The organism is Streptomyces sp. NPDC052687 (assembly GCF_040678395.1).
In the GTDB taxonomy this organism is placed as follows: Bacteria; Actinomycetota; Actinomycetes; order Streptomycetales; family Streptomycetaceae; genus Streptomyces.
In genome coordinates, this window is record NZ_JBFATR010000034.1 from 20,705 (window position 1) to 43,978 (window position 23,274).

General features: G+C 71.3%; 21 protein-coding genes. 18 read left to right on the forward strand and 3 right to left on the reverse strand.

Annotated elements, in window-relative coordinates:
- Positions 1-29: 29 nt before the first annotated feature.
- The 12 genes from AB0K92_RS23915 (at position 30) to AB0K92_RS23970 (ending at position 12,870) form a co-directional block, all read left to right on the forward strand.
- Positions 30-572: a hypothetical protein gene (locus AB0K92_RS23915; RefSeq protein WP_365925953.1), complete on the forward strand. Its 543-nt coding sequence runs from the start codon at positions 30-32 to the stop codon at positions 570-572.
- 172 nt (positions 573-744) lie between these two features.
- On the forward strand, positions 745-1,659 hold the full coding sequence (pdxS, locus tag AB0K92_RS23920; RefSeq protein ID WP_165996736.1) for a pyridoxal 5'-phosphate synthase lyase subunit PdxS: 915 nt from the start codon (positions 745-747) through the stop codon (positions 1,657-1,659).
- Between the two features lie 35 nt (positions 1,660-1,694).
- Complete coding sequence (gene pdxT / locus AB0K92_RS23925) at positions 1,695-2,303, forward strand: pyridoxal 5'-phosphate synthase glutaminase subunit PdxT (protein WP_165996734.1); 609 nt, start codon at positions 1,695-1,697, stop codon at positions 2,301-2,303.
- A gap of 48 nt (positions 2,304-2,351) precedes the next feature.
- On the forward strand, positions 2,352-3,104 hold the full coding sequence (locus AB0K92_RS23930; RefSeq protein WP_165996732.1) for a YebC/PmpR family DNA-binding transcriptional regulator: 753 nt from the start codon (positions 2,352-2,354) through the stop codon (positions 3,102-3,104).
- A gap of 200 nt (positions 3,105-3,304) precedes the next feature.
- On the forward strand, positions 3,305-3,937 hold the full coding sequence (gene ruvC / locus AB0K92_RS23935; RefSeq protein ID WP_365925955.1) for a crossover junction endodeoxyribonuclease RuvC: 633 nt from the start codon (positions 3,305-3,307) through the stop codon (positions 3,935-3,937).
- The gene (ruvA, locus tag AB0K92_RS23940) at positions 3,934-4,539 is read left to right on the forward strand and encodes a Holliday junction branch migration protein RuvA (protein WP_365925957.1); all 606 of its coding nucleotides are present in this window, start codon (positions 3,934-3,936) and stop codon (positions 4,537-4,539) included. The genes ruvC and ruvA overlap by 4 nt, the downstream gene beginning before the upstream one ends.
- A 205-nt stretch (positions 4,540-4,744) precedes the next feature.
- Positions 4,745-5,815 (forward strand): Holliday junction branch migration DNA helicase RuvB, encoded by a 1,071-nt coding sequence (gene ruvB / locus AB0K92_RS23945; protein WP_165996726.1) that lies wholly within the window; start codon positions 4,745-4,747, stop codon positions 5,813-5,815.
- A gap of 163 nt (positions 5,816-5,978) precedes the next feature.
- Positions 5,979-6,458, forward strand: a complete 480-nt coding sequence (gene yajC, locus AB0K92_RS23950; protein ID WP_365925959.1) for a preprotein translocase subunit YajC — start codon at positions 5,979-5,981, stop codon at positions 6,456-6,458.
- Between the two features lie 132 nt (positions 6,459-6,590).
- The gene (gene secD, locus AB0K92_RS23955) at positions 6,591-8,345 is read left to right on the forward strand and encodes a protein translocase subunit SecD (protein ID WP_365925961.1); all 1,755 of its coding nucleotides are present in this window, start codon (positions 6,591-6,593) and stop codon (positions 8,343-8,345) included.
- A gap of 1 nt (position 8,346) precedes the next feature.
- Entirely contained in the window at positions 8,347-9,462 is a 1,116-nt protein-coding gene (gene secF, locus AB0K92_RS23960; protein WP_365925963.1) for a protein translocase subunit SecF, read from the forward strand.
- Complete coding sequence (locus AB0K92_RS23965) at positions 9,459-9,998, forward strand: adenine phosphoribosyltransferase (RefSeq protein ID WP_365925965.1); 540 nt, start codon at positions 9,459-9,461, stop codon at positions 9,996-9,998. Before secF ends, AB0K92_RS23965 begins: the two co-directional genes overlap by 4 nt.
- A 193-nt stretch (positions 9,999-10,191) precedes the next feature.
- Positions 10,192-12,870, forward strand: a complete 2,679-nt coding sequence (locus AB0K92_RS23970; RefSeq protein WP_365925967.1) for a RelA/SpoT family protein — start codon at positions 10,192-10,194, stop codon at positions 12,868-12,870.
- 68 nt (positions 12,871-12,938) lie between these two features.
- On the opposite strand, the gene AB0K92_RS23975 is transcribed toward AB0K92_RS23970, so the two are convergent.
- Together AB0K92_RS23975 and AB0K92_RS23980 are read right to left on the reverse strand one after the other, a co-directional pair.
- On the reverse strand, positions 12,939-14,168 hold the full coding sequence (locus AB0K92_RS23975) for a DUF349 domain-containing protein (RefSeq protein ID WP_365925969.1): 1,230 nt from the start codon (positions 14,166-14,168) through the stop codon (positions 12,939-12,941).
- Positions 14,169-14,302: 134 nt separating this feature from the next.
- The gene (locus AB0K92_RS23980; protein WP_365925971.1) at positions 14,303-15,112 is read right to left on the reverse strand and encodes a peptidylprolyl isomerase; all 810 of its coding nucleotides are present in this window, start codon (positions 15,110-15,112) and stop codon (positions 14,303-14,305) included.
- 170 nt (positions 15,113-15,282) lie between these two features.
- Between AB0K92_RS23980 and AB0K92_RS23985 the strand changes: the two genes are divergently transcribed.
- The 5 genes from AB0K92_RS23985 (at position 15,283) to rpsD (ending at position 20,470) form a co-directional block, all read left to right on the forward strand.
- Positions 15,283-15,996, forward strand: coding sequence for an MBL fold metallo-hydrolase (locus AB0K92_RS23985; protein WP_365925973.1), 714 nt, complete (start codon positions 15,283-15,285; stop codon positions 15,994-15,996).
- 13 nt (positions 15,997-16,009) lie between these two features.
- The gene (gene hisS, locus AB0K92_RS23990; protein ID WP_365925975.1) at positions 16,010-17,272 is read left to right on the forward strand and encodes a histidine--tRNA ligase; all 1,263 of its coding nucleotides are present in this window, start codon (positions 16,010-16,012) and stop codon (positions 17,270-17,272) included.
- Positions 17,273-17,474: 202 nt separating this feature from the next.
- Positions 17,475-18,149: a vitamin K epoxide reductase family protein gene (locus AB0K92_RS23995; protein WP_365925977.1), complete on the forward strand. Its 675-nt coding sequence runs from the start codon at positions 17,475-17,477 to the stop codon at positions 18,147-18,149.
- A gap of 48 nt (positions 18,150-18,197) precedes the next feature.
- Positions 18,198-19,553, forward strand: a complete 1,356-nt coding sequence (locus AB0K92_RS24000; RefSeq protein ID WP_165996705.1) for a replication-associated recombination protein A — start codon at positions 18,198-18,200, stop codon at positions 19,551-19,553.
- Positions 19,554-19,855: 302 nt separating this feature from the next.
- Positions 19,856-20,470: a 30S ribosomal protein S4 gene (gene rpsD, locus AB0K92_RS24005; RefSeq protein WP_365763773.1), complete on the forward strand. Its 615-nt coding sequence runs from the start codon at positions 19,856-19,858 to the stop codon at positions 20,468-20,470.
- Between the two features lie 22 nt (positions 20,471-20,492).
- Here rpsD and AB0K92_RS24010 read toward each other — a convergent pair whose 3' ends face one another.
- Positions 20,493-22,655 carry a regulator gene (locus tag AB0K92_RS24010; protein WP_365925979.1) on the reverse strand — a complete coding sequence of 721 codons (2,163 nt, stop codon included), beginning with the start codon at positions 22,653-22,655 and terminating at the stop codon, positions 20,493-20,495.
- Between the two features lie 162 nt (positions 22,656-22,817).
- Between AB0K92_RS24010 and AB0K92_RS24015 the strand changes: the two genes are divergently transcribed.
- Positions 22,818-23,273 (forward strand): DUF948 domain-containing protein, encoded by a 456-nt coding sequence (locus tag AB0K92_RS24015; protein ID WP_365926022.1) that lies wholly within the window; start codon positions 22,818-22,820, stop codon positions 23,271-23,273.
- Position 23,274: the final 1 nt, after the last annotated feature.

Below are 23,274 nucleotides of genomic sequence, written 5' to 3' on the forward strand. Positions count from 1 at the left end.
ACGCAGCGGCCCCGGTAGCCTTGCCGCCCGTGACCGAAACCCTCATCTGGATCCTCGTCGGCCTCATCGCGATCGGCCTGTATCTGAGCTGGACGGCCGGCCGCCTGGACCGGCTGCACGCCCGGATCGACGCCGCCCGTGCCGCGCTCGACGCGCAGCTGCTGCGCAGGGCTTCGGTGGCGCAGGAGCTGGCGACGTCCGGGGTGCTCGACCCGGCCGCCTCCATCGTGCTCTACGAGGCCGCGCACGCCGCCCGGCAGGCCGAGGAGGAGCACCGGGAGGTCGCCGAGAGCGAACTCAGCCAGGCGCTGCGCGCCGTCTTCGCGGAGGCCCAGCAGGTCGAGGTGGTCCGGGAGGCACCTGGGGGCGAGGAGGCCGCGCGGGAGCTCGCGGAGGCCGTGCGCCGGGTGCCGATGGCCCGGCGCTTCCACAACGACGCGGTCGGCGCCGCCCGCCGGCTCCGCCAGCACCGCAAGGTCCGCTGGTTCCGGCTGGCCGGCCACGCGCCGTTCCCACTGGCCTTCGAGATGGACGACGAGCCCCCGGCGGCCCTGCTGGACCGGTCCGCCTGAACGGACCGCGGTACCTCCACCGCAGGGAGAAACCGGGCATAGGCGGCGTTGACCGTCGGCTGCCCGGAAGGAAAACGAGCCACCGCCTTCTCATTGGCCCTTGCTGTGGCCTGGGCCTCTCCCGTTTCCTCGGTGGTGCAGCAACCCTCTTTTCCCTGAGTGAGGTCAACCCGTGTCCACCACGCTCCCCAACTCCGCCCAGACCCCCGAGACCGGCACCGCGCGCGTGAAGCGCGGCATGGCCGAGCAGCTCAAGGGCGGCGTGATCATGGACGTCGTCACGCCGGAGCAGGCGAAGATCGCCGAGGACGCGGGCGCCGTCGCCGTCATGGCGCTGGAGCGCGTCCCGGCCGACATCCGCAAGGACGGCGGCGTGGCCCGCATGTCCGACCCGGACATGATCGAGGGCATCATCGACGCGGTCTCGATCCCCGTCATGGCCAAGTCGCGCATCGGCCACTTCGTCGAGGCCCAGGTCCTGCAGTCCCTCGGCGTGGACTACATCGACGAGTCCGAGGTCCTCACCCCGGCCGACGAGGTCAACCACTCCGACAAGTGGGCGTTCACCACCCCCTTCGTCTGCGGCGCCACCAACCTCGGCGAGGCCCTGCGCCGCATCGCCGAGGGTGCCGCGATGATCCGCTCCAAGGGCGAGGCCGGCACCGGCAACGTCGTCGAGGCGGTCCGCCACCTGCGCCAGATCAAGAACGACATCGCCCGCCTGCGCGGCCTCGACAACCACGAGCTGTACGCCGCCGCCAAGGAGCTGCGCGCCCCGTACGAGCTGGTCAAGGAGGTCGCCGAGCTGGGCAAGCTCCCGGTCGTGCTGTTCTCCGCCGGCGGCGTGGCCACCCCGGCCGACGCCGCGCTGATGCGTCAGCTGGGCGCCGAGGGCGTCTTCGTCGGCTCCGGCATCTTCAAGTCCGGCGACCCGGCCAAGCGCGCCGCCGCCATCGTGAAGGCCACCACCTTCTACGACGACCCGAAGATCATCGCGGACGCGTCCCGCAACCTCGGCGAGGCCATGGTCGGCATCAACTGCGACACCCTCCCCGAGACCGAGCGCTACGCCAACCGCGGCTGGTAAGCACCCCCCACGGCACCTTCGAGGACTGCACGTACATGACTGACGCACCCGTCATCGGCGTCCTGGCCCTCCAGGGCGACGTACGGGAGCACCTGATCGCCCTGGCCGCGGCCGACGCCGTGGCCAGGCCGGTGAGGCGCCCCGAGGAACTCGCCGAGGTGGACGGCCTCGTCCTGCCCGGCGGCGAGTCCACCACCATCTCCAAGCTGGCCGTCCTCTTCGGCGTGATGGAGCCCCTCCGCGCGCGCGTACGGGACGGAATGCCGGTCTACGGCACCTGCGCGGGCCTGATCATGCTCGCCGACAAGATCCTCGATCCGCGTTCGGGCCAGGAGACGGTCGGCGGCATCGACATGATCGTCCGCCGCAACGCCTTCGGACGCCAGAACGAGTCCTTCGAGGCGGCCGTCGACGTCAAGGGCATCGAGGGCGACCCCGTGGAGGGCGTCTTCATCCGCGCCCCCTGGGTGGAGTCCGTCGGCGCGCGGGCCGAGGTGCTGGCCGAGTACGACGGCCACATCGTCGCCGTACGCCAGGGCAACGCGCTGGCCACGTCGTTCCACCCGGAGCTGACCGGCGACCACCGCGTGCACTCCCTTTTCGTCGACATGGTGCGCGCGAACCGGGAAGCGGAGTCCTTGTAGGATTCCTGGCGTTCGTATCTGGATGGGTTACGCGAAGGAGACAGGCAGATGTCCGGCCACTCTAAATGGGCCACGACGAAGCACAAGAAGGCCGTGATCGACGCCAAGCGCGGCAAGCTCTTCGCGAAGCTGATCAAGAACATCGAGGTCGCGGCCCGCATGGGCGGCGCCGACCCGGACGGCAACCCGACGCTGTACGACGCCATCCAGAAGGCGAAGAAGAGCTCGGTCCCGAACAAGAACATCGACTCCGCGGTCAAGCGCGGCGCCGGCCTGGAGGCCGGTGGCGCCGACTACGAGACGATCATGTACGAGGGCTACGGCCCGAACGGTGTCGCGGTGCTCATCGAGTGTCTGACCGACAACCGCAACCGCGCGGCCTCCGAGGTCCGCGTCGCCATGACCCGCAACGGCGGCTCCATGGCCGACCCGGGCTCGGTGTCGTACCTGTTCAACCGCAAGGGCGTCATCATCGTCCCCAAGGGCGAGCTGACCGAGGACGACGTCCTCGCCGCCGTCCTGGACGCGGGCGCCGAGGAGGTCAACGACCTCGGCGAGACGTTCGAGGTCATCAGCGAGCCGTCCGACCTGGTCGCGGTCCGCACCGCCCTCCAGGACGCCGGCATCGACTACGAGTCCGCCGACGCCAACTTCGTCCCGACCATGCAGGTCGAGCTGGACGAGGAGGGCGCCAAGAAGATCTTCAAGCTGATCGACGCGCTGGAGGACAGCGACGACGTGCAGAACGTCTTCGCCAACTTCGACGTCAGCGACGAGATCATGGAGAAGGTCGGCGCCTGACGCGCCCGGCAGCACAGCGCCGAGCGAGCAGAGCAGGCCGAACGGGCAAGGCAGGCCGAGCGAGCCGAACGAGCCGAACGGGCCGACGGGACACACCCCGTCGGCCCGTCGCTTTGCGCGGCGTTGTCAGTGGCACCCGATAGCCTGCACAAACTGGGGGTACCGCCCAGCGAAGCTGGGGGAGAACGAAGGAGGGGCGGGTGCGCGTACTGGGGGTGGACCCGGGGCTGACCCGGTGCGGTGTGGGAGTGGTCGAGGGCGTGCCCGGCCGACCGCTCACCATGCTCGGCGTCGGTGTGGTGCGCACACCCGTCGACGCGGAGCTGGGCGACCGCCTCGTCGCCGTGGAACAGGGCATCGAGGCGTGGCTCGACGAACACCGCCCCGAGTGCGTCGCGGTGGAGCGCGTCTTCAGCCAGCACAACGTGCGCACGGTGATGGGCACCGCCCAGGCCAGCGCCGTCGCCATGCTCTGCGCCGCCCGCCGCGGCATCCCCGTCGCCCTGCACACCCCCAGCGAGGTCAAGGCCGCCGTCACCGGCTCGGGCCGCGCGGACAAGGCCCAGGTCGGCGCCATGGTCACCCGCCTGCTGCGCCTCTCCGCGCCCCCGAAGCCCGCCGACGCCGCCGACGCCCTCGCGCTCGCCATCTGCCACATCTGGCGAGCCCCCGCGCAGAACAGACTCCAGCAGGCCGCCGCCCAGAACCGCCTCCAGCAAGCGGTCGCCCGCCACGCGGCGGCTCAGGCAGCGCAGGCGGCCCAGGTGGCGCAGACGCCCCAGGCCCCCCGAGCAGCACACGCAACGCAAGCAACGAAAGGCCGTACGACATGATCGCCTTCGTCAGCGGCACGGTCGCCGCCCTCGCCCCGGACACCGCGGTGATCGAGGTCGGCGGTGTCGGCATGGCCGTCCAGTGCACGCCGAACACCCTGTCCGCGCTCCGCGTGGGGCAGCCCGCCAAGCTCGCCACCTCGCTCGTGGTCCGCGAGGACTCCCTGACGCTGTACGGCTTCGCCGACGACGACGAGCGCCAGGTCTTCGAGCTGCTCCAGACCGCGAGCGGCGTCGGCCCCCGCCTCGCCCAGGCCATGCTCGCCGTGCACACGCCCGACGCCCTGCGCCGAGCGGTCTCCACGGGCGACGAGAAGGCGCTCACCGCCGTCCCCGGCATCGGCAAGAAGGGCGCCCAGAAGCTGCTGCTGGAACTGAAGGACCGCCTCGGCGAACCCCTCGGCGCACCCGCAGTCGGAGCCCCGGTGAGCAACGGCTGGCGCGACCAGCTGCACGCCGCCCTCATCGGTCTGGGCTACGCGACCCGCGAGGCCGACGAGGCCGTCGCCGCCGTCGCCCCCCAGGCCGAGGCCGCCGAGGGCACACCGCAGGTGGGCCTGCTGCTGAAGGCCGCGCTGCAGACCCTGAACAGAGCCCGCTGACGGCCCCGCGCCCCCGCACGGCCCGGCGCGCGGGCCCCCGCGCGGAGCCCACCGCCCGCTCCACGCGCCCCCGCTCCGCGCCCCCCGCGGGACCCGCCGCCCGAGGCGACGCGCCCCGGCCACGATTCGACCGGAAACCGTCCCCGCGCGGCCCCCGCACCCGACTCCCGCCCCCCATCCGACCGCGACCCCCGAGGCACTCTCCATGAACTGGGACGACACGACCGACACCTCCGCCGCCGAGCGGCTCGTCGGTGCGTCCGCCGACCGCGAGGACCAGGCCGTCGAAGCCGCGCTGCGCCCCAAGGACCTGGGCGAGTTCATCGGCCAGGAGAAGGTCCGCGAACAGCTGGACCTGGTGCTGCGCGCCGCCCGCGCGCGCGGCGCCACCGCCGACCACGTGCTGCTCTCCGGCGCCCCGGGCCTCGGCAAGACCACCCTGTCGATGATCATCGCGGCGGAGATGGGCGCCCCCATCCGCATCACCTCCGGCCCCGCCATCCAGCACGCCGGCGACCTCGCGGCGATCCTCTCCTCCCTCCAGGAGGGCGAGGTCCTCTTCCTCGACGAGATCCACCGCATGTCCCGCCCCGCCGAGGAGATGCTGTACATGGCGATGGAGGACTTCCGCGTCGACGTCATCGTCGGCAAGGGCCCCGGCGCCACCGCCATCCCCCTGGAACTGCCCCCGTTCACCCTGGTCGGCGCAACCACCCGGGCCGGACTGCTGCCGCCCCCGCTGCGCGACCGCTTCGGCTTCACCGCGCACATGGAGTTCTACGAACCCGCCGAACTGCAGCGCGTGATCCACCGCTCCGCGAGCCTGCTCGACGTCGAGATCGACCCCGACGGCGCCGCCGAGATCGCCGGCCGCTCCCGCGGCACGCCCCGGATCGCCAACCGCCTGCTGCGCCGGGTGCGCGACTACGCGCAGGTCAAGGCCGACGGCGTCATCACCCGGGAGATCGCCGCGGCCGCCCTCGCCGTCTACGAGGTCGACGCGCGCGGCCTCGACCGCCTGGACCGCGCCGTCCTGGAGGCCCTGCTCAAGCTGTTCGGCGGCGGGCCGGTCGGCCTGTCCACGCTCGCCGTCGCGGTGGGGGAGGAGCGCGAGACCGTCGAGGAGGTCGCCGAACCCTTCCTGGTCCGGGAGGGCCTGCTGGCCCGCACCCCCCGCGGGCGGGTCGCCACCCCGGCCGCATGGGCGCATCTCGGCCTCACCCCGCCGGGACCGCAGCCGCAGGGAAACGGACAACAGGACCTGTTCGGGACGTGACGGCGAGGGATTCACCCGAGCAGGAACTCCGGTGTCATGCTGAGCGTTGTTCCCTGCGCGCGGACTCGCTTAGACTCCGCCGATGCCGCCTAAGCCGGCGGCGCGCAAACCCCCAACCATCAGGCCGCTCACCATCGCGGTCGTGTGAAGGAAGTACCGACCCGTGAGTCTCGTGACCCTCCTCCCGTTCATCGTGCTCATCGGGGCCATGATCCTGATGACCCGGTCGGCCAAGAAGAAGCAGCAGCAGGCCATCGAGATGCGGAACCAGATGCAGCCCGGTTCCGGCGTCCGCACCATCGGGGGCATGTACGCCACGGTCAAGGAGGTCAACGAGGACACGGTCCTCCTCGACGCCGGGCCGGGCGTCGAACTGCTCTTCGCCAAGAACTCGATCGGTGCCGTTCTGCCGGACGACGAGTACAACCGGATCGTCCACGGCATCGAGCACGACCTGAAGTCCGACTCGGACGTCGTCCCGGACGACGCCTCCGCCCTCACCGGGACCGACGGCGCCTCCGACGCTGCCGCCGCCTCCGACGACAAGCCCGTCGACCTCGGCAAGAAGGACGCGGAGCCCTCCGACGACACCGCGGACGAGGCGGCGCCGAAGAAGACCGACGGCGACACCGACGCGAAGTAGCGATGTCCCGGGGCGCGCGAGCGGGACTCGCGTTCCCCGGGACATCCGCATCCCGCGCGGGATCCCGACACCATGTCATGGCCGCCGGCACGCCCACGGGGCGCGAGGCGGCCCGAGAGGGAGTACGAGAAGGTGGCAGCACCTAAAAGGGGCCGGAACGCGAGCGCCCAGAGCAAGCCGGGGCGCTCGCTGGCCCTGATCCTGATCGCCATCGTGGCGCTCACCGGCGGCATGTTCGCCTCCGGTCACACCACTCCGCGGCTCGGCATCGACCTGGCCGGCGGCACGAGCATCACGCTCCGCGCCGTCCCGGAGGACGGCAACGAGGCAGCGATCAACAAGACCAACATGGACACCGCGGTCTCCATCATGGAGCGCCGCGTCAACGGTCTTGGCGTCTCGGAGGCGGAAGTCCAGACGCAGGGTAGTCGCAACATCATCGTGAACATTCCCAAGGGCACGAATTCCGAGCAGGCCCGGGATCAGGTCGGCACCACCGCCAAGCTGTACTTCCGGCCCGTCCTGGCCACCGAGCCCACGGGCCCCGCCGCCACCCCCTCGCCCAGCGGATCTCCGAGCGCCTCTCCCAGCGCGTCGGGCAAGCCCGCCGACAAGGCGAGCCCGTCCGCCTCCGCGGGCGCGGCGACTCCCTCGGCCTCCACCACCACCCAGGGCCGCGCCGTCACGGACGCCCTGAAGGCCGACCCCACGCCGTCCGGCTCCCCGTCGGCGAGCGGATCCCCCTCGGCCAGCCCCTCCCCGTCCGCGAACGGCGCCGACAGCGACGCCCAGGCCGCCTACGCCGCGCTCGACTGCTCCAAGGAGAGCGCGCGCAACAAGGCCGGCGACGGCTCCAAGCCCGAGGACACCACCGTCGGCTGCGGCGAGATCCAGGGCGTCTGGTACAAGTACCTGCTCGGCCCGGCCGCCGTCGACGGCACCGAGGTCAAGAAGGCCCAGGCCGTCTACGACACGCAGAGCGGCGCCGGCTGGAAGGTCCAGATGGACTTCACCGGCGAGGGCGACAAGAAGTTCTCCGACATCACCGGCAAGCTGGCGCAGAACCCCTCGCCGCAGAACCAGTTCGGCATCGTCCTGGACGGCCAGGTCGTCTCCAGCCCGTTCGTCAGCCAGGCCATCACCGGCGGCAACGCCGAGATCTCCGGCAGCTTCACCCAGGAGGAGGCCCAGGGCCTCGCCAACATGCTGTCGTACGGCGCCCTCCCGCTGACCTTCAAGGAGGACAGCGTCACCACGGTCACCGCGGCACTCGGCGGCGAGCAGCTGGAGGCCGGCCTGATCGCGGGCGCCATCGGCCTCGCCCTGGTCGTGCTCTACCTGGTGATCTACTACCGCGGTCTGTCGCTCGTCGCGATCGCCTCGCTGCTGATCTCCGCCGCCCTCACCTACGTGATCATGTCGCTGCTCGGCCCGGCCATCGGCTTCGCGCTGAACCTGCCGGCCGTCTGCGGCGCCATCGTCGCCATCGGCATCACGGCGGACTCGTTCATCGTCTACTTCGAACGCGTCCGCGACGAGATCCGCGAGGGCCGCTCCCTGCGCCCCGCCGTCGAGCGGGCCTGGCCGCGCGCCCGGCGCACCATCCTGGTCTCCGACTTCGTGTCCTTCCTCGCCGCGGCGGTGCTCTTCATCGTCACCGTCGGCAAGGTCCAGGGCTTCGCCTTCACGCTCGGCCTGACCACCGTCCTCGACGTCGTGGTCGTGTTCTTCTTCACCAAGCCGCTGCTGACGCTGCTCGCCCGCCGCAAGTTCTTCGCGGACGGCCACCCCTGGTCCGGCCTCGACCCGAAGCGCCTGGGTGCCCGGCCGCCGCTGCGCCGCACCCGCCGTCCGGCCGCCGCCCCCGTCGAAACGAAGGAGGCCTGAGATGTCGAAGCTCGGCAACCTCGGCGCCCGACTGCACCGTGGCGAGGTCGGCTACGACTTCGTCAAGAACCGCAAGATCTGGTACGGCATCTCGATACTGATCACCATCACGGCCATCGTCGGCCTGGCGGTGCGCGGCCTCAACATGGGCATCGAGTTCCAGGGCGGTGCCGTCTTCACCACCGGCAAGACCACCGTCTCGGTCTCCCAGGCCGAGGAGTACGCCGAAGAGGCCTCCGGCCACGACGCGATCGTCCAGAAGCTCGGCAACAGCAACGACGGCGCCCTGCGCATCCAGGTCGCGGGCATCGACACCGAGCGGTCCGACCAGATCAAGGACCGGCTGGCCGCGGACATGAAGGTCGACGCCGAGACGATCAACGCCGAGCTGGTCGGCCCCAGCTGGGGTGACCAGATCGCGAACAAGGCCTGGCAGGGCCTCGGCATCTTCCTGATCCTCGTGGTGATCTACCTGGCCATCGCCTTCGAGTGGCGCATGGCCGTCGCGGCGTTCGTCGCGCTGATCCACGACATCACCATCACGGTCGGCATCTACGCCCTCGTCGGCTTCGAGGTGACGCCGGGCACGGTGATCGGTCTGCTGACCATCCTCGGTTACTCGCTGTACGACACGGTCGTCGTCTTCGACAGCCTCAAGGAACAGACGCGGGACATCACCAAGCAGACCCGCTGGACGTACAGCGACATCGCCAACCGGTCGATCAACAGCACCCTGGTCCGCTCGATCAACACCACGGTGGTCGCGCTGCTGCCGGTCGCGGGCCTGCTGTTCATCGGCGGCGGCGTCCTCGGCGCCGGCATGCTCAACGACATCTCGCTGTCGCTGTTCGTCGGCCTCGCCGCCGGCGCGTACTCCTCGATCTTCATCGCCACGCCGCTCGTCGCCGACCTCAAGGAGCGCGAGCCGCAGCTGAAGGCGCTCAGGAAGCGCGTCCTGGCCAAGCGCGCGCAGGGCGCCGAGCAGGGTGAGCCGCAGACCGAGTACGCCGGCGACGACGCGTACGCCGACGACGCCGCGGCCCCCGCGGTCGTCGGCCCGCGCGACCAGTCCGCCTCCCGCACCCGCCGCGGCCGTCCCTCCGGGAAGCGCCGATGACCGACGTCAAGGAGCTGCTGCTCAGCCGCATCCGCGATGTCGCGGACTACCCGGAGCCGGGGGTGATGTTCAAGGACATCACCCCGCTCCTGGCGGACCCGGCGGCCTTCACCGCGCTCACCGACGCGCTGGCCGAGATCGTGGAGCGCACGGGGGCAACGAAGATCGTCGGCCTGGAGGCCCGCGGCTTCATCCTGGGCGCCCCGGTCGCCGTCCGCGCCGGCGTCGGCTTCATCCCGGTCCGCAAGGCCGGCAAGCTCCCCGGAGCCACCCTGCGCCAGGCGTACGACCTGGAGTACGGCTCGGCGGAGATCGAGGTGCACGCCGAGGACCTGAGCGCCGAGGACCGCGTCCTGGTCATCGACGACGTGCTGGCCACCGGCGGCACCGCCGAGGCCTCCCTCCAGCTCATCCGCCGCGCCGGCGCCCAGGTCGCGGGCGTCGCGGTGCTGATGGAACTGGCCTTCCTCGACGGCCGCAGCCGCCTGGAAGCGGCCCTCGACGGCGCCCCGCTGGAGGCCCTGCTCGTCGTCTGAGCACCCCGCGAGGCCGCCCACGCGGCCGTACGACACCGCTGAGGCGGGCTCGGAGGAATCCGGCGCCCGCCTCATGTGTTTCCCCGGTGGACCGCTTTCCCATCAGCCTGAAGGCGATCCGCGGGCCCGGGCTCGCTACCATGGGGTTTCCGGAGCCTGACCGGGGGACCCGGATCGCGCACGAGGAGCCCTCTTGCCAGACGAGGCCCAGCACCTGACCGCCGCCAAGCCCGAGCGCGCCTCGGACTCCGCGGCCACGCCCGCGCCGCAAGCGAAGAACGACACCCGCGGGACGGCACAGCACGGCCGCAGCGGCCCCTCCTCGCCCGCCTCGACCTCCTCGCCCGGCCCGTCGGCCTCGCCCGGCTCGTCCGGCGCCAAGGCAGCCTCCCAGCAGGACCGGCCCAAGCCGTCCCCGCCCGCCGACTCCGCTCGCGCGGCGGGTGCCCCCGCACCGGAGCGCCCCCAAGGGCCTTCGAAGGGCTCCGGCCGAGGGGGAACCCCCACGGCCCCCACGCCCCCGGTCCGCCCCGCCACGCCGCCCCAGCCCGCGCGCACCGGCTCCTCCAACCGCGTCCGCGCCCGCCTCGCCCGGCTCGGCGTGCAGCGCGCCAACCCGTACAACCCGGTGCTGGAGCCGCTGCTGCGGATAGTCCGGAGCAACGACCCCAAGATCGAGACGTCGACGCTCCGCCAGATCGAGCGCGCCTACCAGGTCGCCGAGCGCTGGCACCGCGGTCAGAAGCGCAAGAGCGGCGACCCGTACATCACGCACCCCCTCGCCGTCACCACCATCCTCGCCGAGCTGGGCATGGATCCGGCCACCCTGATGGCGGGCCTGCTGCACGACACCGTCGAGGACACCGAGTACGGCCTCGAAGACCTGCGCCGCGACTTCGGCGACGTGGTCGCCCTGCTCGTCGACGGCGTCACCAAGCTCGACAAGGTCAAGTTCGGTGAGGCCGCCCAGGCGGAGACCGTGCGCAAGATGGTCGTCGCCATGGCCAAGGACCCGCGCGTCCTGGTCATCAAGCTCGCCGACCGCCTGCACAACATGCGCACCATGCGCTACCTCAAGCGCGAGAAGCAGGAGAAGAAGGCGCGCGAGACCCTGGAGATCTACGCGCCGCTCGCCCACCGCCTGGGCATGAACACCATCAAGTGGGAGCTGGAGGACCTCGCCTTCGCGATCCTCTATCCCAAGATGTACGACGAGATCGTCCGCCTGGTCGCCGAGCGCGCCCCCAAGCGCGACGAGTACCTGGCCATAGTGACCGACGAGGTCCAGCAGGACCTGCGCGCCGCCCGCATCAAGGCGACGGTCACCGGCCGCCCCAAGCACTACTACAGCGTCTACCAGAAGATGATCGTCCGCGGCCGTGACTTCGCGGAGATCTACGACCTGGTGGGCATCCGCGTCCTCGTGGACACCGTCCGCGACTGCTACGCGGCCCTCGGCACGGTGCACGCGCGATGGAACCCGGTCCCCGGCCGGTTCAAGGACTACATCGCGATGCCGAAGTTCAACATGTACCAGTCGCTGCACACGACGGTCATCGGCCCCAACGGCAAGCCCGTCGAGCTGCAGATCCGCACCTTCGACATGCACCGCCGCGCCGAGTACGGCATCGCCGCGCACTGGAAGTACAAGCAGGAGGCCGTGGCCGGCGCCTCCAAGGTCCGCACCGACGCGCCGAAGGCACCCGCGGGCAAGGCCGGCAAGGAAGCCGCCGCCATCAACGACATGGCGTGGCTGCGGCAGCTGCTGGACTGGCAGAAGGAGACCGAGGACCCCAGCGAGTTCCTGGAGTCGCTGCGCTTCGACCTCTCCCGCAACGAGGTCTTCGTCTTCACCCCCAAGGGCGACGTCATAGCGCTCCCCGCCGGCGCCACCCCCGTGGACTTCGCGTACGCCGTCCACACCGAGGTCGGCCACCGCACCATAGGGGCCCGGGTCAACGGCCGGCTGGTCCCGCTGGAGTCCACCCTGGACAACGGTGACCTCGTGGAGGTCTTCACCTCCAAGGCCCCCGGCGCCGGCCCGTCCCGCGACTGGCTCGGCTTCGTCAAGTCACCGCGCGCCCGCAACAAGATCCGCGCCTGGTTCTCCAAGGAGCGCCGCGACGAGGCGATCGAGCAGGGCAAGGACGCCATCGTCCGCGCCATGCGCAAGCAGAACCTGCCGATCCAGCGCATCCTCACCGGCGACTCCCTGGTCACCCTCGCCCACGAGATGCGCTACCCGGACATCTCCGCGCTGTACGCGGCGATCGGCGAGGGCCACGTCTCCGCGCAGAACGTCGTGCAGAAGCTCGTCCAGGCCTTCGGCGGCGAGGAGGCGGCCACCGAGGAGATCGACGAGAGCGTGCCGCCGTCGCGCGGACGCGGCCGCAAACGCCGGGCCAGCGCCGACCCGGGCGTGGTCGTCAAGGGCGTCGAGGACGTGTGGGTCAAGCTGGCCCGCTGCTGCACGCCCGTCCCCGGCGACCCGATCATCGGCTTCGTCACCCGCGGCAGCGGCGTCTCGGTGCACCGCAACGACTGTGTGAACGTCGATTCGCTGTCGCGGGAGCCGGAGCGGATTCTCGACGTCGAGTGGGCGCCCACCCAGTCCTCGGTCTTCCTGGTCGCCATCCAGGTCGAGGCGCTGGACCGCTCCCGGCTGCTGTCCGACGTCACCCGCGTCCTGTCCGACCAGCACGTCAACATCCTCTCCGCGGCCGTCCAGACCTCCCGCGACCGCGTCGCCACCTCCCGCTTCACCTTCGAGATGGGCGACCCGAAGCATCTCGGCCACGTGCTGAAGGCGGTCCGGGGCGTGGAGGGCGTGTACGACGTGTACCGGGTGACCTCGGCGCGCAACCGGACCTGACCACGGGCCGACGCGAAAGGGGCTCCCCTCCGCGACGGAGGGGAGCCCCTTACGTACGACCGCGGGCGTCAGCCCCCGAACTCCTGCAGACCCTTCAGCGCCTGGTCCAGCAGCGCCTGGCGGCCCTCCAGCTCGCGCTCCAGCTTCTCCGCCTTCGCGTTGTTGCCCTGGGCGCGGGCCTGCTCGATCTGGCCCTTCAGCTTGTCCACGGCGGCCTGGAGCTGGCCGGTCAGACCCTCGGCACGCGCGCGTGCCTCCGGGTTGGTGCGGCGCCACTCGGCCTCCTCGGCCTCCTGGAGCGCCCGCTCCACCGCGTGCATCCGGCCCTCGACCTTCGGCCGGGCGTCGCGCGGCACATGGCCGATGGCCTCCCAGCGCTCGTTGATCGAGCGGAAGGCGGCCCGCGCGGCCTTCAGGTCGGTGATCGGGAGCAGCTTCTCGGCCTCCTCGGCCAGCTCCTCCTTCAGCTTCAGGTTCTCGGCCTGCTCGGCGTCACGCTCGGCGAACACCGAGCTGCGGGCGGCGAAGAACACGTCCTGGGCACCGCGGAAGCGGTTCCACAGGTCGTCCTCGTGCTCGCGCTGCGCCCGGCCGGCGGCCTTCCACTCCGCCATCAGCTCGCGGTAGCGCGCGGCGGTCGGACCCCAGTCGGTGGAGTTCGACAGCGCCTCGGCCTCGGCGACCAGCCGCTCCTTGGTCCTGCGGGCCTCCTCGCGCTGCGCGTCGAGCTGCGCGAAGTGCGCCTTGCGCCGCTTGGAGAACGCCGACCGCGCGTGCGAGAAGCGGTGCCACAGCTCGTCGTCCGACTTGCGGTCCAGCCGCGGCAGACCCTTCCAGGTGTCCACCAGCGCCCGCAGCCGCTCCCCGGCCGCCCGCCACTGGTCGGACTGGGCCAGCTCCTCCGCCTCGGCGACCAGCGCCTCCTTGGCGTGCCGGGCCTCGTCGGCCTGCTTCGCGCGCTGCGCCTTGCGCTCCTCACGGCGCGCCTCGACGGTCTGCACCAGCTTGTCCAGCCGGGCCCGCAGGGCGTCCAGGTCACCCACCGCGTGGTGCGCGTCGACCTGCTCGCGCAGATGGTCGATGGCCGCCATGGCGTCCTTCGCCGACAGGTCGGTGGTCCGCACGCGCTTCTCGAGGAGGCCGATCTCGACCACCAGTCCCTCGTACTTGCGCTCGAAGTAGGCCAGCGCCTCGTCGGGGGAGCCGGCCTGCCAGGAGCCGACGACCTTCTCGCCGTCGGCCGTACGCACGTACACGGTCCCCGTCTCGTCGACGCGGCCCCACGGGTCGCTGCTCACAGCGCCTCCTCCACATGATGCCTGCGGGGGGCCTCAGCTCCCCCGGGCATCGTCCACAGTTTCGTCACGGCCAACATAGGCGACCAGCGGGTTGCCTGTCCGCATCCCGCGCGACCGAAATTCGCAGATGGCGGTCAGGATTTCGTGACGGTCGCCTTGTCGATCACGACCGTCGCGTTGGGCGCGCCGTCACCGGCGCCGGTGCTCTCGCCCGCGGCGGCGATCTTCTTCACGACCTTCAGGCCCGAGGCCGAAACCGTACCGAACGGGGTGTAGTTCGGCGGCAGCTGACTGTCCTGGTAGACCAGGAAGAACTGGCTGCCGTTGGTGTTCGGCCCGGAGTTCGCCATCGCCACCGTGCCCGCCGGGTAGACATTGCCCTTCAGGCTCTTGTCCTTCAGGTTCTCGTCCTTGATCTCGTACCCCGGACCGCCGCTGCCGCTGGCCGTCGGGTCGCCGCACTGGAGCACGTAGATGCCGTTGGTGGTCAGGCGGTGGCACTTCGTGTGGTCGAAGTAGCCCTTGCCGGCCAGGAAATTGAAGGAGTTCACGGTGTGCGGCGCCGCCGACGCCTTCATCGCGACGTCTATGTCACCGCAGGTCGTCTCGAGCCGCATCGTGTACTTGGCCGACTTGTCGATGGTCATCGCCGGCTCCTTCTTCCAGCTCATCGACTCGACCTTGCCCTTGGCCGGCTTGTCGCACGGGTCCGGCGGCGTGCTGCTGGCGCTCGGGGAGACCTCCGCGCCCGCGGTCTTCTTGCCGTCGTCCTTCAGGGCCCCGGTCGTGTACAGCGCGAGGCTGCCGACCAGGACGACGCCGAGCGCCGATGCGATCACCGCGTTGCGCGTGCGGGCCTTGCGCCGCGCGGCGGTGCGCCGCTGCTGCTGCCGCAAGAACTTCTCCCGGGCGAGCTGACGCCGCCGCTGCTCCTGGCTGACCACCGGGTTTACTCCTCATGCGTCTCGTACGTCGACGGGTGGTACGCGTGCGTCTGTGTGAGCGACCGCCTGCGTGTGCCCCGTACCGTATATGGGTTCGCTGAGGAAACGGCAGCGCCGGTAGGCTCTGACGGAAGCTGCAGCCGCCCGTATCGACACAACGAAGGACGATCGTGCTCATTGCCGGGTTCCCCGCCGGGGCCTGGGGGACCAACTGTTACCTGGTCGCCCCCGCCGCCGGTGAGGAGTGCGTGATCATCGACCCGGGCCACGAGGCGGCCCCAGGAGTCGAAGAGGCACTGAAGAAGCATCGGCTCAAGCCCGTCGCCGTCGTCCTCACCCACGGCCACCTCGACCACGTGGCCTCGGTCGTCCCGGTGTGCGGCGCGCACGGCGTACCGGCCTGGATCCACCCCGAGGACCGGTACATGATGAGCGACCCCGAGAAGGCCCTCGGCCGGTCCATCGGCGCCCAGCTGCTGGGCGACCTGACCGTGGGGGAGCCGGACGACGTCAGGACGCTCACCGACGGCGCGAAGCTGGAGCTGGCCGGTCTGGAGCTGACCGTCGCGCACGCGCCGGGCCATACCAAGGGGTCGGTGACCTTCGGCCTGCCCGAGGCGGCGGACATCCCGCCGATCCTGTTCTCGGGCGACCTCCTGTTCGCCGGCTCCATCGGACGCACCGACCTGCCCGGCGGTGACATGGCCGAGATCCTCGACTCGCTGGCCCGCGTGTGCCTGCCGCTCGACGACTCGACCGTGGTGCTGTCCGGCCACGGCCCCCAGACGACCATCGGCCAGGAGCGCGCCACCAACCCGTATCTGCGGCAGGTGGCCGCCGGCCAGGGAGCGCACCCGCAGAGCGCTCCCCGACGAGGAATGTGACGAGAGACCTTCCGTGAGCACCTTCAAGGCCCCCAAGGGCACCTACGACCTGATCCCGCCGGACTCCGCGAAGTACCTGGCGGTCCGCGAGGCCATCGCCGCCCCGCTGCGCAACTCCGGCTACGGCTACATCGAGACGCCCGGCTTCGAGAACGTCGAGCTGTTCGCGCGCGGCGTCGGCGAGTCCACCGACATCGTCACCAAGGAGATGTACGCCTTCGAGACCAAGGGCGGCGACAAGCTCGCCCTGCGCCCCGAGGGCACCGCGTCCGTGCTGCGCGCGGCCCTGGAGGCCAACCTGCACAAGGCGGGCAACCTCCCGGTCAAGCTCTGGTACTCCGGCTCGTACTACCGCTACGAGCGCCCCCAGAAGGGCCGCTACCGCCACTTCTCGCAGGTCGGCGCCGAGGCGATCGGTGCCGAGGACCCGGCGCTGGACGCCGAGCTGATCATCCTCGCCGACCAGGCGTACCGCTCGCTGGGCCTCAGGAACTTCCGCATCCTGCTCAACAGCCTCGGCGACAAGGAGTGCCGTCCGGTGTACCGGGCCGCGCTCCAGGACTTCCTGCGCGGCCTGGACCTCGACGAGGACACCCTGCGCCGCGCGGAGATCAATCCGCTGCGCGTCCTCGACGACAAGCGCGAGTCGGTCCAGAAGCAGCTGGCGGGCGCCCCGCTCCTGCGCGACTACCTGTGCGACGCCTGCAAGGCGTACCACGAGGAGGTCCGCGAGCTGATCACCGCCGCCGGCGTGGCCTTCGAGGACGACCCGAAGCTGGTCCGCGGCCTGGACTACTACACCCGGACCACCTTCGAGTTCGTCCACGACGGTCTGGGCTCCCAGTCCGCGGTGGGCGGCGGCGGCCGTTACGACGGCCTGTCGGAGATGATCGGCGGCCCCGCGCTGCCGTCCGTCGGCTGGGCCCTCGGCGTCGACCGCACGGTCCTCGCCCTGGAGGCCGAGGGCGTCGCGCTCGAACTGCCCGCCGCCACCAGCGTCTTCGCGGTGCCGCTCGGCGAGGAGGCCCGCCGGGTGCTGTTCGCCAAGGTCACCGAATTGCGCAAGGCGGGCGTCGCGGCCGACTTCTCGTACGGCGCCAAGGGCCTCAAGGGCGCGATGAAGAACGCCAACCGCAGCGGTGCCCGCTACACGATCGTGGCCGGTGAGCGCGACCTCGCCGAGGGTGTCGTCCAGCTCAAGGACATGGAGACCGGCGAGCAGACCGCGATCGGCGTCAACGAGATCGTGGCGGAGCTGGAAGCGCGGCTCGGCTGACGAAGTGCCGTGCGGGTGCCGGGAGTACGCTCGCGACTCCCGGCACCCGCGTCGGCGCCTCCGCCGGTGTCCGGATCCGATCGCCGGTCGTCCCTCGGCCGTATGTCCTTATGCGCAGCGAACGGTGGACGCACAGCCGCTTGCGGCACAATGTCCGGTGCCGGAAGCAGGTCCACCCCCCTCAAGTGACGGAATCGGCGTGATGAGCAAGACGACAGGCCAGGACGTCTCCACCGAGCCCATGCCCGAGCCGCGGTCGCAGCCGCAGCGCGTCGCCGCCGAGCCGCGCACGGCCGGCGCCGGCCGTGCCTTCGCCCTGCTGCTGGTGATCACCGGCGCGGCGGGACTGCTCGCCGCCTGGGTCATCACGATCGACAAGTTCAAGATCCTCGAAGGCAAGGTCAGCGGGGAGACCTTCACCCCGAGCTGCAGCCTCAACCCGATCGTCTCCTGCGGCAGCGTCATGGAGAGCGATCAAGCCTCCGTCTTCGGCTTCCCGAACCCGATGCTGGGCCTGGTCACCTACGCCATCGTGATCGGCGTCGGCATGAGCCTGCTCGCCGGCGCCCGCTTCCCGCGCTGGTACTGGCTCACCTTCAACGCGGGCACCCTCTTCGGCGTCGTGTTCGTCACCTGGCTGATGATCCAGTCGCTGTACGAGATCAACGCCCTGTGCCTGTGGTGCTCGCTGGCCTGGGTCGCCACGCTCACCATGTTCTGGTACGTGACCTCGTTCAACATCCGCAACGACTTCCTGCCCGCCCCCGCCGGCGTGAAGCGGTTCCTCGACGAGTTCACCTGGGTGCTGCCGGTCACCCACACCGGCATCATCGTCATGCTGGTCCTGACCCGCTGGGGCGCCAGCCTCTGGGCCTGAGCCCAGCGCCCGGGGGCATTGTCAGTGCGGTGATTTAGGGTTTCCAGCGTGGAGCCCGACCTGTTCACCGCCGCCGCAGAAGAACGCCAGGAGAAGGACCCGGCCGGCAGCCCGCTGGCCGTGCGGATGCGCCCGCGCACCCTCGACGAGGTCGTGGGCCAGCGGCATCTGCTCAAGCCCGGCTCACCGCTGCGCCGCCTGGTCGGCGAGGGCTCCGGCGGGCCGGCCGGACCGTCCTCGGTGATCCTGTGGGGCCCGCCCGGCACCGGCAAGACGACCCTGGCGTACGTCGTCTCCAAGGCCACCAACAAGCGGTTCGTGGAGCTGTCCGCGATCACCGCGGGCGTCAAGGAGGTCCGCGCGGTCATCGACGGCGCCCGCCGCGCCACCGGTGGGTACGGCAAGGAGACCGTCCTCTTCCTCGACGAGATCCACCGCTTCAGCAAGGCCCAGCAGGACTCCCTCCTCCCGGCCGTCGAGAACCGCTGGGTGACCCTGATCGCGGCGACCACCGAGAACCCGTACTTCTCGGTGATCTCGCCCCTGCTGTCCCGCTCCCTGCTGCTCACCCTCGAACCCCTCACCGACGACGACATCCGCGGACTGCTCCGCCGCGCCCTGAGCGACGAACGCGGGCTCAAGGACGCCGTCGGCCTGCCCGAGGACACCGAGGAGCACCTGCTGCGCATCGCCGGCGGCGACGCCCGCCGCGCGCTGACCGCGCTGGAGGCCGCCGCGGGCGCCGCGCTCGCCAAGGGCGAGACGGAGATCGCCCTGACCACCCTGGAGGAGACGGTCGACCGCGCGGCGGTCAAGTACGACCGGGACGGCGACCAGCACTACGACGTCGCCAGCGCCCTCATCAAGTCCATCCGCGGCTCCGACGTCGACGCCGCCCTGCACTACCTGGCCCGCATGATCGAGGCCGGCGAGGACCCCAGGTTCATCGCCCGCCGGCTGATGATCTCCGCCAGCGAGGACATCGGCCTGGCCGACCCCAACGCGCTGCCGATCGCGGTCGCCGCCGCCCAGGCCGTCGCGATGATCGGCTTCCCCGAGGCCGCCCTCACCCTCAGCCACGCCACCATCGCCCTGGCCCTCGCCCCCAAGTCCAACTCCGCGACCACCGCCATCGGCGCCGCCCTGGAGGACGTCCGCAAGGGACTGGCCGGCCCGGTCCCCGCCCACCTGCGCGACTCCCACTACCAAGGCGCCTCCAAGCTCGGCCACGGCCAGGGGTACGTCTACCCGCACGACCTGCCCGAGGGCATCGCCGCCCAGCAGTACGCCCCGGACGCCCTGAAGGACCGGGAGTACTACACCCCGACCCGGCACGGCACGGAGGCGCGGTACGCGGACGCGGTGGAGTGGACCCGGAAACACCTCGGTCGCAGACGGTCCTGAGCACCCTGTAGACTCGCCTGAAGTGCTGCGTCCCGTGCAGTCAGAACGGGACAGTCAGCCGGAGCCCCGGTCCTCCTGGGATCGGCTCCAGGAGCGTCGCGCACCGTCGAAGGTGTCGCGGGCAGCCCACCACCCACCCGGCAAGCGCCCGGGAACGGTCGGTGGGCCACTCGCGTGCTGCACGTATGTGCCCAGCAAGGGGAGCGGCTGCCCGACAGGTCCTCCCGGACCCGGCGGGTTTCCCCGGCTGCGGATGCGACCTCCCGAAACCCTGACAAGCCGAACCTAGGAAATGAGAAACAGTGGCGAACCAGTCCCGCCCCAAGGTCAAGAAGTCGCGTGCCCTCGGCATCGCGCTGACCCCGAAGGCCGTCAAGTACTTCGAGGCCCGTCCCTACCCGCCGGGTGAGCACGGCCGCGGCCGCAAGCAGAACTCGGACTACAAGGTCCGTCTGCTGGAGAAGCAGCGTCTGCGCGCGCAGTACGACATCTCCGAGCGTCAGCTGGTCCGCGCCTACGAGCGTGCCTCCAAGGTGCAGGGCAAGACCGGTGAGGCCCTGATCGTCGAGCTCGAGCGGCGTCTGGACGCCCTGGTCCTGCGTTCGGGCATCGCCCGCACGATCTACCAGGCCCGCCAGATGGTCGTCCACGGCCACATCGAGGTCAACGGCCAGAAGGTCGACAAGCCGTCCTTCCGCGTGCGTCCGGACGACGTCGTCCAGGTCCGCGAGCGCAGCCGCGAGAAGACGCTGTTCCAGATCTCCCGCGAGGGTGGCTTCGCCCCGGAGGGCGAGACCCCGCGCTACCTCCAGGTGAACCTCAAGGCCCTGGCGTTCCGCCTGGACCGCGAGCCGAACCGCAAGGAGATCCCGGTGATCTGCGACGAGCAGCTCGTCGTCGAGTACTACGCCCGTTGATCCGGGAGTAGCGCCCTTCGCGTCAGCCCGTCGTCTCCCCGCCCTTCCGGGTGGGCGAGGCGGCGGGCTTTTGCATGTCCGCGACCGGTCCCTGGGTACGCCGCGCCGCCCCGCGCGGCCCCGGCACCGCGTCCAGGCCCCGCGCCGGCCGCAGCGCCCGGTCGACCGTCTCCGCCCGGCCCAGGCCCTCGCCCTCCCGCACGCACGCCTCGTACCGCTCGTCGCCCAGTCCCTCGCGGGCGATCGCCTCGCACAGCTCGTGCGGCCCGTTGTAGTGCGCCGAGCCGAACAGCGGCAGCCCCACCGACGGCCACATCTGCGAAGCCGCACCCTGGAGGACCGCCGCCTCCGCGAGTTCGCCCGCGGTGGCCAGGACCAGCGCCAGCAGTTCGATCGACAGCACGCAGCCGAGCAGATCGCGGAAACCGTGCGCGCTCACGAGGGAGTCGGCCAGCAGGGCGCGGGCGCGCCCCACATCACCCTCGCTCCACGCCGCGTAGGCCAGGACGTAGAGCGCGTACCCGCGCGCCCACCGCTCGCCGTGGTCCTCGCACACCCGGCGCACGTCCTCGCACAGCCGCACCGCGTCCGGCAGATCGCCCTGGAAGGCGCGGGTCATGGCCAGTTCCACCTGCGCCATCAGGACGTTGCTGTTCAGCTCGCCGATCTCCCGGTACCGGTGCAGCGCCGACCGCAGCAGCGTTTCTGCACGGTCCACATCGTCCGTGACCAGCGCCAGACAGCCGCTGCGGTGCTCCGCGTACGCCATGGCCGTGGGGCTGGCCGACCGCTCCGCGCCCTCCCGGCACTCCTGGAGCGCGGCCAGCGCGGCCACCGCGTCGCCCTGCAGGATGGTCACGTAACCGAGCACCCACAGCGCCTTCAGCCGGGGCTGCTCGTGCCGCGAGTCCAGCGCCAGGGACCGCTCCAGCCAGTGACGGCCCTCCGCCAGCCGGCCGCAGCCGACCCAGCAGAACCACAGGGACCCCGCCAGGTACTGGCCCAGGTGCGCCGCGTCCGGCTCGGTCATGCAGTACTCCAGCGCGCTGCGCAGATTCGGCAGCTCCGCCTCGATCCGCGCGGCCACCTCCGACTGGCGCGGCGAGAACCACTCCAGCTCGCACCAGGTCGCCAGGCCCATGAACCAGTCCCGGTGCCGGCGCCGCAGCCGGTCCGCGTCACCGGTCGACTCCAGCCACTCGGCGCCGTACGCGCGGACCGAGTCCAGCATCCGGTAGCGCACCCCGGCCGCGGTCTGCTCCCGCGCCACCACCGACTGCGCGATCAGCTCGGACAGCGCGTCGAGGACATCGTCCGCGTGCAGACCGTGCCCACCGCACACGTACTCGGCCGCCTCCAGGTCGAACGGCCCGGCGAACACCGACAGCCGCGACCACAGCAGCCGCTCGCGCGGGGCGCACAGCTCATGGCTCCAGCCGATCGCGGTGCGCAGCGTCCGGTGGCGGGGCAGCGCCTCCCGGCCGCCGCCGGTCAGCAGCCGGAACCGGTCGTCGAGCCGCTGCAGGAGCTGTCCGACGCTCAGCGCCCGCAGCCTGCCCGCGGCCAGTTCGATCGCCAGCGGGATCCCGTCGAGCCGCCGGCACAGCTCCCGCACGGGCCGCTCGTCGCCGGGGTCGACCCCCTGCCGCGCGGCCCGGTCCAGGAACAGCTCGACCGCCTCGTCCTCGCCGAGCGGGGCCAGCGGGAACAGCCGCTCACCGGCCACGCCCAGCGGCCGGCGCCCCACGCCGAGCACCGTCAGCCCCGGCGCGCCCCGCAGCAGTTCGACCACCAGCCCGGCCACCGCCTCCACCAGGTGCTCGAACCCGTCGAGCACCAGCAGCGGTTCCCGCCCGGCGAGATGACCGAGCAGCGTCTCGCGGGGCGGCCGCTTGGTGTGGTCCGTCAGGCCCAGGGCCTCCACCACGGCGTGGTCGACGAACTCCGGGTCGCGGACCGGCGCCAGCTCCACGCGCCACACCCCGTCGGGCGGCGCGCTGCACGCCGCGGCCCGCGCGGCCAGCCGCGACTTGCCCACCCCGCCGGCGCCGGTCACGGTCACCAGCCGCGAGGTGTCGAGCGCCGCCATGAGGGCACCGAGTTCGGAGGTCCGTCCGACGAATCCGTCGAGCTCCGCAGGGAGATTGCCGGTCAGGGAGGTGTCGCCGCGCTGATGATCCCGCATGGCATACGGAGCGTACTGAAATGTATGCAGTCCGTACAATCGCCGAGCGCAACTCCGCTGCCCACGGGCCCTAATCCGGTACGGAGCGGCAGCCCCGGCGCGATAGGCTCGGTGCACTGCCTTTTCAAGGTTCCGATGTTCAGAGCACGTTTCAGGGAGCGGGTGCACAAGGTGTCCGGTGGAGAGGTGGCCGGGATCCTGGTGGCCGTCTTCTGGGCGATCCTGGTCTCCTTCCTCGCGGTGGCTCTCGCGAGGCTGGCCCAGACGCTCAAGGCGACCACCAAGCTCGTGGCGGACGTGACCGACCAGGCCGTCCCGCTGCTGGCCGACGCCTCCGCGGCGGTGCGCTCCGCGCAGACCCAGATCGACCGGGTCGACGCGATCGCCTCCGACGTCCAGGAGGTCACGTCGAACGCCTCCGCGCTCTCGACCACCGTCGCCTCCACCTTCGGCGGCCCGCTGGTCAAGGTCGCGGCCTTCGGCTACGGCGTGCGCCAGGCGCTGAGCGGCCGCAAGGACGACATGCCCGACCGAGCGCCGCGGCGTACCGTGATCGTGGGCCGCACCGTCCCGGCCTCGCGGCGGGCGAAGCGGAACCTCCGCGGAAAGAAGGACTGAA

Coding starts and splice junctions, on each gene's coding strand:
- AB0K92_RS23995 (WP_365925977.1), top strand. CDS start 17,475: ATGAGCAAGACGACAGGCCAGGACGTCTCCACCGAGCCCATGCCCGAG.
- AB0K92_RS23930 (WP_165996732.1), top strand. CDS start 2,352: ATGTCCGGCCACTCTAAATGGGCCACGACGAAGCACAAGAAGGCCGTG.
- ruvB (WP_165996726.1), top strand. CDS start 4,745: ATGAACTGGGACGACACGACCGACACCTCCGCCGCCGAGCGGCTCGTC.
- ruvA (WP_365925957.1), top strand. CDS start 3,934: ATGATCGCCTTCGTCAGCGGCACGGTCGCCGCCCTCGCCCCGGACACC.
- pdxT (WP_165996734.1), top strand. CDS start 1,695: ATGACTGACGCACCCGTCATCGGCGTCCTGGCCCTCCAGGGCGACGTA.
- AB0K92_RS24010 (WP_365925979.1), bottom strand. CDS start 22,655: ATGCGGGATCATCAGCGCGGCGACACCTCCCTGACCGGCAATCTCCCT.
- secF (WP_365925963.1), top strand. CDS start 8,347: ATGTCGAAGCTCGGCAACCTCGGCGCCCGACTGCACCGTGGCGAGGTC.
- AB0K92_RS23965 (WP_365925965.1), top strand. CDS start 9,459: ATGACCGACGTCAAGGAGCTGCTGCTCAGCCGCATCCGCGATGTCGCG.